Raw genomic sequence first — 14582 nt, 5'->3', positions numbered from 1 at the left:
CTCTTTGCGAGTCCCCTCATGCCGCAATACCGCTCCCACACCTCCACCCATGGCCGCAACATGGCTGGGGCGCGCGCGCTATGGCGCGCGACCGGCATGAAGGACGGCGATTTCGGCAAGCCCATCGTCGCGGTCGTCAATTCGTTCACCCAGTTCGTGCCCGGCCACGTGCACCTGAAGGACCTGGGCCAGATGGTCGCCCGCGAGATCGAGGCCGCCGGCGGCGTCGCCAAGGAATTCAACACCATCGCGGTGGACGACGGCATCGCCATGGGACACGGCGGCATGCTGTATTCGCTGCCCTCGCGCGAACTGATCGCCGACTCGGTCGAGTACATGGTGAATGCCCATTGCGCCGACGCCATGGTCTGCATCTCCAATTGCGACAAGATCACCCCGGGGATGCTGATGGCCGCCATGCGGCTCAACATCCCGGCCGTGTTCGTGTCGGGCGGCCCGATGGAAGCGGGCAAGGTCATCGAGGCCTACCATCCCGCCCAGGACGTGAACGGCCAGAAGATCATCAAGGTGGACCTGATCGACGCCATGATCAAGGCCGGCGACCCCAGCGTGTCGGACGAAGACGTCGAGAACTACGAGCGCTCGGCCTGTCCCACGTGCGGCTCCTGCTCGGGCATGTTCACCGCCAACTCCATGAACTGCCTGACCGAGGCCCTGGGCCTGTCGCTGCCGGGCAACGGCACGCTGGTGGCGACCCACGCCGACCGCAAGGCCCTGTTCCTGCGCGCCGGCCGCGTGGCGGTCGAGCTGTGCCGCCGCTACTACGAACAGGAAGACGCCTCGGTCCTGCCGCGCAACGTCGCCACCAAGGCGGCGTTCACCAACGCGATGGCGCTGGACGTGTCCATGGGCGGCTCGACCAACACCGTGCTGCACCTGCTGGCCGCGGCGCAGGAGGGCGGCGTGGACTTCACGATGAGCGACATCGATCGCATCTCGCGCCATGTGCCCTGCCTGTGCAAGGTCGCGCCCGCCACGCAGCAGTACCACATCGAGGACGTGCACCGCGCAGGCGGCATCATGTCCATCCTGGCCGAACTCGACCGCGCGGGCCTGCTGGATACCTCGGTGTCCACGGTGCACAGCAAGACCCTGGGCGAGGCCATCGCCGCGCACGACATCAAGACGACCGCCGACGAGGCCGTCCATGCCTTCTTCCGCGCCGCGCCCGGCGGCGTTCCCACGCAGACGGCATTCAGCCAGGACAAGCGCTTCGACAAGCTGGACCTGGATCGCGCCCAGGGCTGCATCCGCGACAAGGCCCACGCCTATTCGCAGGACGGCGGCCTGGCCGTGCTGTACGGCAACGTGGCAGAGAAGGGCTGCATCGTGAAGACCGCGGGCGTCGATGAAAGCATCCTGAAGTTCACCGGCAAGGCGCGTATCTTCGAAAGCCAGGAAGACGCCGTGGATGGCATCCTGGGCGATACCGTGCACGCCGGCGACGTGGTCATCATCCGCTACGAAGGCCCCAAGGGCGGTCCCGGCATGCAGGAGATGCTCTACCCGACCTCGTACATCAAGTCCAAGGGCCTGGGCAAGGCTTGCGCGCTGCTGACCGACGGCCGCTTCTCGGGCGGATCCTCGGGCCTCGTGATCGGCCATGCCTCGCCCGAGGCGGCCGAGGGCGGCGCCATCGGCCTGGTGGAAGAGGGCGACATCATCGAGATCGACATCCCCAACCGCAGCATCAACCTGCGTGTGGACGCCGCCGAGCTGGCCAGGCGCCGCCAGGCCATGGAGGCCCGCGGCGGCAAGGCCTGGCAGCCGGTCGATCGCCAGCGCGTCGTGTCGCAGGCCCTGCAGGCGTATGGAATGATGGCCACCTCGGCCGACCGCGGCGCCGTGCGCGATATTTCGCAATTGATGCGCCGGCCTGCCTGATCGCGGGGCGGGCGGCAGCGAAACGCCGGAGCGGGGCGGTCAGGCCGATTCCCGCCCGGCGGTTTCTTCTTTCTGCAGGCGGTTGAGCAGCTTGGCGAATTCGATGACGAGCTTGCGGTGGTGGGCGTCCAGCGCAGCGAAGCTGCGGCGCAGGACCTGCGTGTCGTCGGTGTAGGAAGTGTCGTCGCCGTCGCGCAGCACAGGCGGCGTGGCCGGCAGTACGCGGACATTCTCGATCAGGGCGTAGAGATCCGTCACGCCCACGTTCATGGCCCGGGCGATGCTTTCCAGGCGTCCGATGGACGGTTTTTGCTTGCCTGTCTCGATGCGCGACAGATTGCCCGCATCGGTGCCGGCTTCCATGGCGACGGCCTCGAGCTTGAGCCCGAGCTGTTCCCGCATCTGCCTGATCGCCGAGCCTATGTCCATGGAGTGATTGTCCGAACGCCTTGCTTGCTGCGCAAAGCGTACGGCGCAAATTTCTGGTGTATATTTTGCGTTAAAGGCAAAATTAGGGAGGCTGTACAGGAAGGGAGTGGCCATCCAGCCGCTTGCGCCATCCTGGAAATTGCGTGCTATGCAAATACACCAAGGCGTCGTTGAACTGCTCGTGCTCAGCGGTATCGATCGCGAAGGCCATCTCGCCTGGATCTTTGTCCCCAGCGGGTGGGACATCACCAGGCTGGAGCGCAAGTTTCCTTTCTCGGGCCATGCCAGGGCATCGCGCCGCCGCGCCTTGGTCTCCGTGCAGACCGCCCGGGAGCTGATGCATCGTTACGGCACCAATCCGGTGCTGGAAATCCCGGGCAAGTCGTCGCTTGCCGACCTGCTTTCCGACGACCTTTCGGGCGTCAGAATGCTGATCTCTCGCGATTAGGACCCGGCGGTTTCGGACATGCCGCTGTGGCGCAGCAGGGCCTCGATACTGGGATCGCGGCCGCGGAACGCGCGGAACGATTCGATGGCGGGCCGGCTGCCGCCCATTTGCAGGATCTCCCGCAAGAAGCGTTCCCCGACTTCCGGCCGTAGCGTGTCCTCGGTGGCGGCGTCTTCGAAGGCCGCGTAGGCGTCCGCCGACAGCACCTCGGCCCACTTGTAGCTGTAGTAGCCGGCCGAGTAGCCGCCCGCGAAGATATGGCTGAAGGTGTTGATCCAGCGCGAGACCTCCGGCTGGGGCAGGACGTGCAGGCGGTCGTTCACCGCGCGCGACAGGGCCAGCACGCTTTGCGGGCCGTCCGGATCGTAGTCGGTGTGCAGGTGCATGTCGGTGGCTGCCAGCACGACCTGGCGCAGCGTCATCAGCCCGCCCTGGAAGTTCTTGGCGGCCACCATCTTGTCGTACAGCGCGCGGGGCAGGGGGGCGCCGGTTTCCGCGTGCGCCGTCATCTGCTCCAGCACGGCCCATTCCCAGCAGAAGTTCTCCATGAACTGGCTGGGCAGCTCGACCGCATCCCACTCCACGCCGTTGATGCCCGATACGCCCAGGTCCTCCATCTGCGTGAGCATGTGGTGCAGGCCATGGCCGCATTCGTGGAACAGGGTGATGACTTCGTCGTGCGTGAACAGCGAGGGCTTGCCGCCGCTGGGCGGCGTGAAGTTGCAGATCAGGTAGGCCACCGGCGTTTGCAACTGGCCGCCGGGGCGGCGATAGCGGGTGCGGGCGTCGTCCATCCAGGCGCCGCCGCGCTTGCCGTCGCGCGCGTACAGGTCCAGGTAGAACTGGGCGAGCAGCGTGCCGGCGGCCGATTCGACGCGGAAGAAACGCACGTCCGGGTGCCAGGCCGGCGCGCTGTCCGGACGGATGTGGACCGAGAACAGCGTCTCGATCACCTTGAACAGGCCCGCCAGCACCTTGGGCTCGGGAAAGTATTGTTTGACCTCGTTTTCCGAGAACGCATAGCGCGCCTGGCGCAGTTTCTCGGACGCATAGGCGATGTCCCAGGGTTCGAGCTCGGCCAGGCCCAGTTCGGCGGCGGCGAATTCCCGCAGTTCGCGCAGGTCGCGCTCGGCATAGGGGTGCGCGCGCTCGGCCAGCTCGGCCAGGAAGGTCTGCACCTGCTCGGGCGTGTCGGCCATCTTGGGCACCAGCGACACCTCGCCGTAGTTGGCGTAGCCCAGCAGGCCGGCTTCCTCGCGGCGCAGGCGCAGCAGGTCCAGCATGATGGCCGTGTTGTCCCACTCGGCCTGGCCCTGCCCGTATTCCGGGCCCAGCTCCGAGGCGCGCGTCACGTGCGCCTTGTACATGGTCTCGCGCAGCGCGCGGTTGTCGGCGTATTGCAGCACCGGGAAATACGACGGGAAGTGCAGGGTGAATTTCCAGGCCGGCGTGTCGTCCCGGGCCTCGCCTTCCTTGGCCGGCGCCTTCCTGGCGGCCTCGCGCGCCGCGTCCTTCACGTCCTCGGGCAGGCCGGCCAGTTCGGCTTCGTCGCGCACGATCAGCGCGTAGGTGTTGGTGGCGTCCAGCACGTGGTCGGAAAACGCCTTGGACTGCGTGGCCTGCTGTTCCTGGATCTCGGCGAAACGGGGCTTGTCGGCCTCGGGCAGCTCGGCGCCGCCCAGGCGAAAGCCCCGCAGCTCGTTCTCGATCAGCTTCTTGCGGGCCGGGGTCTGCTGCTGGAACGCCTTGCTGGCCGCCAGCTTCTTGTAGCGCTCGTACAGCGCCTGATTCTGGCCCAGGCCGGCCCAGAATTCGGTCACGCGCGGGAGGTTCTCGCCGTAGGCGGCACGCAGCTCCGGCGTATCGGCCACCGAATTCAGGTGCCCGACCACGCTCCAGGCGCGCGACAGTCCCTCGGTGCCTTCATCCAGCGTCTCGACCACGTTTTGCCAGGTGGCCGGGGCATCCGCCGCCTGGTCTGCCTCCAACTTGTCCACCGCCTGCTGCGCCCGCTCCATCAGTGCCGTGATGGCGGGGGTGATGTGCTCCGGACGGATGGCATCGAACGGGGCCAGGCCCGACAGGTCCATGAGCGGGTTGCCGGCCAGGGCGGCGGTGGACGGCTGGGAAGCGGATGACGTCATGGGGCAGACTCCAGAAAGGCAATGGGTAACCCGGCCCGCCGGGCGCCATAAGGCGCGCCGCGGGCTCGTATCAGGCATGTGGGGACATTCTCGGCGAAATCCAGGCCGAGAGGGGCGGAGCAGGGCGCTTTCGGCGCGAACCGGCGCTTTTAGCCTCGGCCGGCCACGCGCTCTGCGGATTCCAGTGTGTTGGCCAGCAGCATCGTAATCGTCATGGGGCCGACACCACCGGGGACCGGGGTGATCCAGCCGGCCACTTCCGAGACGCTGGCGAAATCGACGTCGCCGCACAGTTTGCCGGCATCGTCGCGGTTGATGCCCACGTCGATCACCACCGCGCCGGGCTTGACCATGTCGCCCGTCAGCGTGTTGCGGCGGCCCACGGCGGCCACCACCACGTCGGCCTGGCGGGTGTGGTAGGCGAGGTCGGGCGTGCCGCTGTGGCACACCGTGACCGTGGCGTTGGCCTGCAACAGCAGCAGCGCCATCGGCTTGCCCACGGTATTGCTGCGGCCGATCACCACGGCGTGCTTGCCGCGCAGGTCGTAGCCGGTGCTTTCGATCAGCTTCATGCAGCCGTAGGGCGTACACGGACGGAAACCGTCCAGTCCGGCCATCAGTTCGCCGGCGCTGAGCACCGAGTAGCCGTCCACGTCCTTGCGGGTGGAGATGGCCTCGATCACCTTGTGCGGGTCGATGTGCCTGGGCAGGGGCATCTGCACCAGGATGCCGTGGATGGCGGGGTCATGGTTGAGCAGATCGATGCGGGCCAGCAGCTCGGCCTCGGTCATCGTGGCCTCGTACTTCTCCAGCACCGAATGGAAGCCCGCGTCGTGGCACGCCTTGACCTTGTTGCGCACGTACACGTGCGAGGCCGGGTCCTCGCCCACCAGGATCACCGCCAGGCCGGGACGCGTGCCCTGGCGCGTGAGTTCGGCGGCGCGCTGGGCGATGTCGGAGCGGATCTGCTTGGAGAGTTCGTTGCCGTTGATGAGGCGTGCGGGCATGGCGGTCTGAAGGCAAAGAGGAGTGGAGGAACGAGGGCGCGGGCGCCTGGGCCATTTTAGCGCACGGGGGCCGCCGCTTCAGGCAGACGTTCCGGTTTCCGCCGCTTTCATCGCCGCCGCAACGGCCCTGTCCCCGTCTCGCCCGGACGCATCCAGGCCCGCCACCACGCCCCGCCGGTCGGCCTCGTTGCGGTTCTGGCTCATTTTCCATTTGGCCTGCAGCCGCGCGATGGGCATTTCCAGCCCGACGATGGCCGACAGCCTTTCTTCCAGGAAGGCGGGCGGCGCGTCGCTCATCTTCCACGGGTCGTCGCGTCCCTGCTCGAACATGCGCGTCAGCCGGCCCACCACGCCCGCCACCCAGCGCGGATCGTCATGCACGATGATCCGGCCATGGGCGTGCACCACGGCGTAGTTGTAGGTGGGCACGACTTCGTGGGTCGTGCGCTTGGTCTCGTACAGGCTGGGCGATACGTAGGCGCTGGGACCCTGGAAGACCGCCAGGCTTTCGGCCTGGGAATCCGCCAACTCCCGCCAGACCGGATTAGCTCGCGCCACGTGGCACAGCAGCGTGCCGTGCGGGCCGCGGTCGGGGTTGAGGATGAAGGGCAGGTGGTTGGCGTCCAACCCCTGCGGTCCCGCCGTCACGAGCATGCCGAGTGGACAGGTGCGTATCAGGTTGCGAATCCTGTCCGGGTCGGCCTGCTCGAAATGCGGCGGCAAATACATAGTTACCTTGGTGTCGAGCGACAGGAGAGCAAGAACACGATGCTTCGCACCGAGAGAACTCATCCAGACCCGGGATGCGGTGGATCCGGCTACGCCGGTCCACCCGCATCGCCCCCTGGGGGGCGCGCGTAAGCGCGTAGGGGGGGGCTACCCCTGCGGCCGATGGTGCAGGGCGACCTTCATCAGGTCGGCCACGGTCGTGACCTGCAGCTTTTCCATGATGTTGGCGCGATGCGCCTCGACGGTCTTGATGCTGATGCCCAGGTCGTCGGCGATCTGCTTGTTCAGGCGGCCGGCCACGATGCGTTCCAGCACCTGTTGTTCGCGCACGGTCAGCCGGGCCAGCAGAGCCTCGTGGCCGCGCCGGGTGGCTTCGTCGGCCGCGCGGGAATGGGCCTGTTCCAGCATGTTGGCGATGATCTGGCGCAGGTCCGCTTCGTTGAAGGGCTTTTCCAGGAAATCCACCGCGCCTTTCTTCATGGTGGAGACCGCCATGGGCACGTCGCCGTGGCCGGTGACGAAGACGATGGGCAGGGTGGACTTGCGGGCAAGCAACTGTTCCTGGAGTTCCAGCCCGGTCATGCCCGGCATCCGCACGTCTGCGATCAGCACGCCGATCACCTCGGGGTCGTACTCGGCCAGGAAACGTTCCGAACTCTCGTAGGCCCGTACCCGGTAACCGTTGGCTTCGAGCAGCCATCGGAGAGAATCTCGCACGGCTTCGTCGTCGTCGACAATGAAGACCGTGCTGGATTGGGGCGTATTGCTCATCAGGTAAGCTCCTTGGGTGCGGATTCCAGTTCGGGGGCGGGTCCGGTCGGCAGGATCGGACGTACCCACGGAAGCGTGAACTTGAAGATCGTGCCTCCGGCGGGATTGGCTTCGGCCCACAGCCGGCCGTGGTGGAATTCGATGATCGTGCGGCAGATGTTCAGGCCCATGCCCATGCCTTCCGACTTGGTGCTGTAGAAAGGCTCGAACAGCCGTTCGGGATCGGCCAGCCCATGGCCGGTATCGGTGACTGCCACTTCTACCATGTCCTCGCGCACGTTCGCTTCCACCAGCAGTTCCCGCCCCTCTGAATCCTGCATGGCCTCCAGGCCGTTTTTCATCAGATTCAGGACCACCTGTTCGATCAGGATAGGATCGGCGAGAACGTCCGGCAACTGTTCGGGTATTTTTTGAATGATATCGATCCGCCGGGTCCGGGACTCGATCCCGGCAAAACCGACCGCATTATCCACGATCGTGGGCAGGCTTACCCGCTGGCGCTTGGGCTCGCTCCGCTTCACGAATTCGCGTATGCGGCGGATGATCATACCCGCACGCTGGGCCTGTGCGGTGGTTTTTTCCAGGGCCGGGAGCAATTTGGCCGGGTCGGTATCGCCGGCGCGTACCAGCGCCACCACGCCCATGCTGTAGTTGTTGATGGCCGTCAGCGGCTGGTTCAGTTCGTGCGCCAGCGACGAGGCCATCTCGCCCATGGTGATCAGGCGGCTGGTGAGCTGGATCTTCTCCTGCTGGGCGCGGGAGGCTTCTTCCGAGGCCCGGCGCTCGGTGATGTCGCGCGCCACCTGCATCCGCACCCGGCGCCCGTCCACCCATTGCAGCATGCGGTGGCGCACCTCGAACCAGCGGTGGGTGGACGAGGAGTACACCTCGATGGCTTCATCGGTGAAACGCCCGCGCCGGCCGGCGGACAGCTCGTCGTGCCCGGTGGGCTGCGAGCCCAGCACGCGCCGGTAGGTCTTGTTGGCGAACAGCAGCTCCGAGCCCTTGGCGGTCTCGGCCGTGACCGAAATGGCGTCGTCCAGGCCCTCGAGCACGGTCATGAAGCGTTCGTGGGCGGCGGCCAGGGCCTCGCGGATGCGCTTGGGCTCGGTGATGTCGGTCATGGACGTCATCCACCCGGTCTGCACGCCGCGCTGGTCGAGCAGGGGCGAGACGTACATCCGCGCGAAGAAGATCGAGCCGTCGCGCCGCTGCGCCTCCATCTCGAAGCCGCTGCTGGGGGCGTTGCCCGACAGCAGCATCTCGGTGTTGCGCCACTGGGCGGCGTGGTCGCCCTGGGGCCAGTAGGGGTAGGGCGGGGGCCGGCCCAGCAGGTCGGCCTCGTCCCAGCCCATCATCCGGCAGAAGGCCGGGTTCACATAGGTGATGCGGCCTTCCATGTCCAGCACCCGCATGCCGGTCAGCATGGAGTTTTCCATGGCGCGGCGGAAGGCGGTCTCGGCGATCAGGGCCTGCTCGGCCTGGGAGCGGAAGCGGGTGTGGCGCCACAGCGCGAACAGGCTCCATATGATGACCGCCGACAGCGACACCACCACCCAGACCAGCATGGTCTGCGAGGTGTCGGTTTGCGTGCGGTAGCCGCGCGCGCTCAGCATCATGCCGTTGCCCGGCGGGTCCAGCGGCACTTCGTAGGCGTTGATGGCGCCCTTGTCCGCGCGCGAGGACGAGGACACCAGCGGCATTTCATTGCCGTCCAGGATGGACACCTTGTACTTGTGCTGGGTCTCCTGGGGGATCAGGTGCTGCAGGATGGCGTCCACCGAGTACACCGTGGCCAGCGTGCCCAGGAAGCGCTCGTCCTGGAACACCGGCACGTACAGGTCCAGGTAGACCTCGTTGTACTGGCCGCGGTAGGGGCGGGAATACGCCGGCCGGTGCTCGTCGCGGGCGATCTCGAAGGCGCGGAAGGCCTCGGGCTCGGCCGCGCCCGGGGCGCTCATGCGGAAGGTCTGGCCGGCGCGCCGGTCGGGGGTCGAGATCCAGACCGCCTTGCGGTCGGCGTTGATCCACGCCACGTGGATGATCTCGGGGTGCTCGACCTGGAGCTCGCGGGCATCGTCCAGGAAGCGGCCCTCGGTCATGTTGGTGCGCACCAGGTCGCGCCCCAGCGCCCCCATGCGGTCGCGCGCCGCCAGCATGCGCAGGCGCATCGATTGCTGCGCCCAGTCGACGTCCCGCACCAGCGTGCCGTAGCGCTGGGCGTCGTCGCGGGCGTCCAGCCACCACAGGATGGAGCCCATGACGCAGACGAACAGCCCCAGCGCGATGGCCGGCGTCAGCCAGTACCAGCTGCGGCGGCGCAGACGCCCCAGATCCTTGAACGGGGCGGGGATATTGGAAGGATGAACGGTAGACATGAAGAAAGTTTACGCACAGTGTGGTGCGTTCGGAGGCCCGCTGTTTTATTGCAGCGCAGAATGCTTTTATCCAGGTTTCGTGCTAGATTTCACATCGTGGTAAATGATATCGTAAAGCGAAATTTTTATTGCATGGAAGGCTTCCTGCCTTCTAGAATCGCGCCGGAGTTGCGAGGGCCCTAGTTTTACATAGGCGAAGGCCGCCAACAGCGACTTAACCCTCGGATGGCTACGAGCCGTCCGGATGTCACAGAGACTCAGGAGACAGGCATGTCCGCTCTTCCTCAGGTCGGGGCCGGTATAACCGCCGCCAACGACGAAGATACCCTGGAAACCCAAGAATGGCTCGACGCCCTGGAAGCGGTCCTGGATCGCGAAGGTCCTGAGCGCGCGCACTACCTGCTGGAACGCCTGATCGACGTGGCGCGCCGTTCCGGTGCGTACATCCCGTTTTCTCCGAACACCGCCTACGTCAACACCATCCCGCCCCACATGGAGCCGGCGCATCCGGGCAAGCTCGACCTGGAAGCCCGCATCCGCTCCTATATTCGCTGGAACGCGATGGCCATGGTGGTCCGGGCCAACCGCCTGCATCCGGCCGACGGCGGCGACCTGGGCGGCCACATCGCCTCGTTCGCCTCGCTGGCGACCATGATCGAGACCGGCCAGAACCACTTCTGGCACGGCGAGACCGAAAGCCGCGGCGGCGACCTGGTCTATTTCCAGGGCCATTCCTCGCCCGGCGTCTACGCCCGCGCCTTCCTGGAAGGCCGCCTGTCGGAAGACCAGCTCAACCATTTCCGCCAGGAAGTCGACGGCAAGGGCCTGTCGTCCTACCCGCATCCGAAGCTGATGCCCGACTTCTGGCAGTTCCCGACCGTCTCGATGGGCCTGGGCCCCCTGATGGCCATCTACCAGGCCCGTTTCCTGAAATACCTGCACGCCCGCGGCATCGCCGACACCAGCAACCGCAAGGTCTGGGTGTTCTGCGGCGACGGCGAGATGGACGAGCCCGAATCGCTGGGCGCCATCAGCCTGGCCTCGCGCGAAAAGCTCGACAACCTGGTGTTCGTGATCAACTGCAACCTGCAGCGCCTGGACGGCCCGGTGCGCGGCAACGGCAAGATCATCCAGGAACTGGAAGGCGAATTCCGCGGCAGCGGCTGGAACGTCATCAAGCTGATCTGGGGCGGCTACTGGGATCCGCTGCTGGCGCGCGACAAGGAAGGCATCCTGCGCCAGATCATGGAAGACACCGTCGACGGCGAATACCAGGCCTACAAGGCCAACGACGGCGCGTTCGTGCGCGAGAAGTTCTTCGGCAAGCACCCCAAGCTGCTGGAGATGGTCAGCCGCATGAGCGACGACGACATCTGGCGCCTGAACCGTGGCGGCCATGATCCGCACAAGGTGTTCGCCGCGTTCGACGCCGCGCAGAAAAGCGAAGGCCGCCCGACCGTCATCCTGGCCAAGACCATCAAGGGCTATGGCATGGGCGCCGCCGGCGAGTCGCGCAACCCCGCGCACCAGCAGAAGAAGCTGGACGACGACATCATCCGCGCCTACCGCGACCGCTTCAACATTCCGGTGCCGGACGACAAGCTGGGCGACCTGCCGTACTTCAAGCCTTCCGACGAATCGCCGGAAATGAAGTACCTGCACGAGCGCCGCGCGGCCCTGGGCGGCTACCTGCCGCACCGCCGCCAGAAGGCCGACGAACACCTGCCCGCACCCGCGCTGTCGGCGTTCCAGGCCGTGCTCGACCCCACCGCCGAAGGCCGCGAGATCTCGACCACGCAAGCCTTCGTCCGCATCCTGACGCAGCTGCTGCGCGACAAGACCCTGGGTCCGCGCGTCGTGCCCATCGTGCCCGACGAGTCGCGCACCTTCGGCATGGAAGGCATGTTCCGCCAGATCGGCATCTACGCCCACGAAGGCCAGAAGTACGTGCCCGTGGACAAGGCGCAGGTCATGTACTACCGCGAAGCGGAAGACGGCCAGATCCTGGAAGAGGGCATCAACGAAGCGGGCGCGATGAGCTCCTGGATCGCCGCGGCGACGTCCTACTCGTCGAACAACCGCATCATGGTGCCGTTCTACATCTATTACTCGATGTTCGGCTTCCAGCGCATCGGCGACCTGGCCTGGGCCGCCGGCGACATGCAGGCCCGCGGTTTCATGCTGGGCGGCACCGCCGGCCGCACGACGCTCAACGGCGAAGGCCTGCAGCACGAGGACGGCCACAGCCACCTGATGTCGGCCACCATCCCCAACTGCGTGTCGTACGACCCGACCTTCGCGCACGAACTGGCGGTCATCATCCAGAACGGCTTGAAGCGCATGGTGGAAGACCAGGAAAACGTCTTCTACTACATCACGGTCATGAACGAGAACTATGCCCAGCCGGGCCTGAAGGCCGGCGACGAAGAGGGCATCATCCGCGGCATGTACCAGTTGAAGAAGAGCGAGGCCAAGGCCGAGCACCGCGTCCAGCTGCTGGGTTCGGGCACCATCCTGCGCGAAGTCATCGCCGCCCAGGAGCTGCTCGAGAAGGACTGGGGCGTGGCCGCCGACATCTGGAGCGTGACCAGCTTCACCGAGCTGCGCCGCAACGGCCTGGACGTCGACCGCCACAACCTGCTGCACCCGACGGAAAAGAAAGCCCAGGTCGCCTACGTGACCGAAGCCCTGGAAAAGACCGAAGGCCCCATCGTCGCCTCGACCGACTACATGAAGTCCTTCGCCGACCAGATCCGTCCGTTCATCCCCAAGGGCCGCACCTACAACGTGCTGGGCACCGACGGTTTCGGCCGTTCCGACTTCCGCGCCAAGCTGCGCGAACACTTCGAGGTGGATCGCCACTTCGTCACGCTGTCCGCCCTGAAGGCGCTGGCCGACGAAGGCAAGATCCCGATGAAGAAGGTGGCCGAGGCCATCAAGAAGTACGGCATCAACCCCGAGAAAGCCAACCCTCAACACGCGTGATCGATGGCCGGGATGGGTAAGATAGGCACTGCCCCTGTCTTGCCCGCCCGGCCGGCGCGCGCCTGCCTGCGGCGGGGGCGCCGGTGGGGTCCGGCTTTCTGGAGACTACAGAATGAGTAATGTGAGCGAGCTGAAAGTCCCCGACATCGGTGATTTCAGCGAAGTCGAAGTGATCGAGATCCTGGTTTCGGTGGGCGACACCATCAAGGCCGAGCAAAGCCTGATCACCGTCGAGTCCGACAAGTCGTCCATGGAAATCCCGGCCGCGCAGGGCGGGGTGGTCAAGGCCATCAAGGTCAAGGTCGGCGACAAGGTGTCCGAAGGTACCCCGCTGGTCGAGATCGAAGCCGCCGGCGGCGCCGAGGCGCCCCGGCAGGAAGCGGCGCCGGCCAAGGCCGAAGCGCCCGCCGTTGCACCCGCCGCCAAGCAGGAAGCCGCGCCCGCGCCCCAGGCCGCGCCGGCCGCCGCGCCCGCGCAGGGCGGTGCCGAGGAAACGGTGGTCGTGCCCGACATCGGCGACTTCAAGGACGTCGAAGTCATCGAACTGCTGGTCAAGGTCGGCGACCAGGTCTCGGCCGAGCAAAGCCTGGTCACGGTCGAATCCGACAAGTCCTCGATGGAAATCCCGACTTCCACGGCGGGCGAAGTCACCGCCGTGCTGGTCAAGGTCGGCGACAAGGTGTCCAAGGGCAGCCAACTGGTGAAGGTCAAGAGCGGCGCCGCCGCTGCCGCGCCGGCCGCCAAGGCCGAAAGCGCCCCGGCACCCGCCGCCAGGGCCGAGGCGCCCGCCGCCGCGCCGGCCCAGGCCCCTGCGGCCAAGCAGCCGCCCGTGCCGGCCGATCCCGCCGCCGAACACACGCCTTCCAAGGCCCATGCCTCGCCGTCCGTGCGCAAGTTCGCGCGCGAACTGGGCGTGGACCTCTCCAGGGTGCCGGCCACCGGTCCCAAGGGCCGCATCACGCCCGACGACGTGCGCAACTTCGTCAAGCAGGCCCTGGCAGGCGGCGCCGCCGCCGCGGCGCCCGCTGCCGCCGGCGGCTCGGGCTCCGGCCTGGAAGTGCTGGCCTGGCCCAAGGTCGATTTCGCCAAGTTCGGCGAAATCGAGGCCAAGCCGCTGTCGCGCATCAAGAAAATTTCCGGCGCCAACCTGCACCGCAACTGGGTGATGATCCCCCACGTCACCAACAACGAGGATGCGGACATCACCGACCTGGAAGCCTTCCGCGTCCAGCTCAACAAGGAAAACGAGAAATCCGGCGTCAAGGTCACGATGCTCGCGTTCCTGATCAAGGCCGTGGTCTCGGCGCTGAAGAAATTCCCCGAGTTCAACGCCTCGCTGGAAGGCGACAACCTGATCCTGAAGAAGTACTTCCACATCGGCTTCGCCGCCGATACGCCCAACGGGCTGGTGGTGCCGGTCATCCGCGATGCCGACAAGAAGGGCGTCCTGGAACTGGCCAAGGAAACCTCCGAACTGGCCAAGAAGGCGCGCGACGGCAAGCTCTCGCCCTCGGAAATGCAGGGCGGCTGCTTCTCGATCTCGTCGCTGGGCGGCATAGGCGGCACGAGCTTCACGCCCATCATCAACGCGCCCGAAGTGGCCATCCTGGGCGTCAGCCGCTCGGCCATGAAACCCGTGTGGGACGGCAAGCAATTCGTGCCGCAACTGACGCTGCCCATGTCGCTGTCGTACGACCACCGTGTCATCGACGGCGCCGCCGGCGCCCGCTTCAACGCCTACCTGGCCTCGGTGCTGGCGGACTACCGCCGCATCCTGCTGTAAGGA

General features: G+C 66.4%; 10 protein-coding genes. 4 read left to right on the top strand and 6 right to left on the bottom strand.

Features of this window, described 5'->3' with window-relative positions; all coding sequences use genetic code 11:
* The first annotated feature begins 18 nt into the window (after positions 1-18).
* On the top strand, positions 19-1905 hold the full coding sequence (gene ilvD / locus EV675_RS20130) for a dihydroxy-acid dehydratase (protein ID WP_130359177.1): 1887 nt from the start codon (positions 19-21) through the stop codon (positions 1903-1905).
* Positions 1906-1944: 39 nt separating this feature from the next.
* Here the strand turns inward: ilvD and EV675_RS20125 are convergent, their stop codons facing one another.
* Entirely contained in the window at positions 1945-2334 is a 390-nt protein-coding gene (locus tag EV675_RS20125) for a helix-turn-helix domain-containing protein (protein ID WP_130359175.1), read from the bottom strand.
* A 148-nt stretch (positions 2335-2482) separates the two neighbouring features.
* On the opposite strand from EV675_RS20125, the gene EV675_RS20120 reads away from it, so the two are divergent.
* A complete protein-coding gene (locus EV675_RS20120; RefSeq protein WP_130359173.1) occupies positions 2483-2782 on the top strand; it encodes a hypothetical protein in 300 nt (99 codons plus the stop codon).
* Here the strand turns inward: EV675_RS20120 and EV675_RS20115 are convergent.
* The 5 genes from EV675_RS20115 to EV675_RS20095 form a co-directional block, all read right to left on the bottom strand.
* Positions 2779-4926 (bottom strand): M3 family metallopeptidase, encoded by a 2148-nt coding sequence (locus tag EV675_RS20115; RefSeq protein ID WP_130359171.1) that lies wholly within the window; start codon positions 4924-4926, stop codon positions 2779-2781. The two genes, EV675_RS20120 and EV675_RS20115, sit on opposite strands and share 4 nt — an antisense overlap.
* A gap of 149 nt (positions 4927-5075) precedes the next feature.
* Positions 5076-5933, bottom strand: a complete 858-nt coding sequence (gene folD / locus EV675_RS20110) for a bifunctional methylenetetrahydrofolate dehydrogenase/methenyltetrahydrofolate cyclohydrolase FolD (protein WP_130359169.1) — start codon at positions 5931-5933, stop codon at positions 5076-5078.
* A gap of 78 nt (positions 5934-6011) precedes the next feature.
* Positions 6012-6662, bottom strand: coding sequence for an FMN-binding negative transcriptional regulator (locus EV675_RS20105; RefSeq protein WP_130359167.1), 651 nt, complete (start codon positions 6660-6662; stop codon positions 6012-6014).
* A gap of 147 nt (positions 6663-6809) precedes the next feature.
* A complete protein-coding gene (locus tag EV675_RS20100; protein WP_087839517.1) occupies positions 6810-7433 on the bottom strand; it encodes a response regulator transcription factor in 624 nt (207 codons plus the stop codon).
* A complete protein-coding gene (locus EV675_RS20095) occupies positions 7433-9811 on the bottom strand; it encodes a PAS domain S-box protein (RefSeq protein ID WP_130359165.1) in 2379 nt (792 codons plus the stop codon). The genes EV675_RS20100 and EV675_RS20095 overlap by 1 nt, the downstream gene beginning before the upstream one ends.
* 270 nt (positions 9812-10081) lie before the next feature.
* Here EV675_RS20095 and aceE point away from each other — a divergent pair, with 270 nt between their 5' ends.
* The gene (aceE, locus tag EV675_RS20090; RefSeq protein ID WP_130359163.1) at positions 10082-12796 is read left to right on the top strand and encodes a pyruvate dehydrogenase (acetyl-transferring), homodimeric type; all 2715 of its coding nucleotides are present in this window, start codon (positions 10082-10084) and stop codon (positions 12794-12796) included.
* Between the two features lie 112 nt (positions 12797-12908).
* On the top strand, positions 12909-14579 hold the full coding sequence (gene aceF, locus EV675_RS20085; protein WP_130359161.1) for a dihydrolipoyllysine-residue acetyltransferase: 1671 nt from the start codon (positions 12909-12911) through the stop codon (positions 14577-14579).
* Positions 14580-14582: the final 3 nt, after the last annotated feature.

Source organism: Pigmentiphaga kullae, from assembly GCF_004216695.1.
Taxonomy (GTDB): domain Bacteria; phylum Pseudomonadota; class Gammaproteobacteria; order Burkholderiales; family Burkholderiaceae_B; genus Pigmentiphaga; species Pigmentiphaga kullae.
The sequence above is the reverse complement of the archived record's forward strand: the minus strand, read 5'-3'. Positions and strand labels throughout refer to the sequence as shown.

Coding starts and splice junctions, on each gene's coding strand:
- ilvD (WP_130359177.1), top strand. CDS start 19: ATGCCGCAATACCGCTCCCACACCTCCACCCATGGCCGCAACATGGCT.
- EV675_RS20125 (WP_130359175.1), bottom strand. CDS start 2,334: ATGGACATAGGCTCGGCGATCAGGCAGATGCGGGAACAGCTCGGGCTC.
- EV675_RS20120 (WP_130359173.1), top strand. CDS start 2,483: ATGCAAATACACCAAGGCGTCGTTGAACTGCTCGTGCTCAGCGGTATC.
- EV675_RS20115 (WP_130359171.1), bottom strand. CDS start 4,926: ATGACGTCATCCGCTTCCCAGCCGTCCACCGCCGCCCTGGCCGGCAAC.
- folD (WP_130359169.1), bottom strand. CDS start 5,933: ATGCCCGCACGCCTCATCAACGGCAACGAACTCTCCAAGCAGATCCGC.
- EV675_RS20105 (WP_130359167.1), bottom strand. CDS start 6,662: ATGTATTTGCCGCCGCATTTCGAGCAGGCCGACCCGGACAGGATTCGC.
- EV675_RS20100 (WP_087839517.1), bottom strand. CDS start 7,433: ATGAGCAATACGCCCCAATCCAGCACGGTCTTCATTGTCGACGACGAC.
- EV675_RS20095 (WP_130359165.1), bottom strand. CDS start 9,811: ATGTCTACCGTTCATCCTTCCAATATCCCCGCCCCGTTCAAGGATCTG.
- aceE (WP_130359163.1), top strand. CDS start 10,082: ATGTCCGCTCTTCCTCAGGTCGGGGCCGGTATAACCGCCGCCAACGAC.
- aceF (WP_130359161.1), top strand. CDS start 12,909: ATGAGTAATGTGAGCGAGCTGAAAGTCCCCGACATCGGTGATTTCAGC.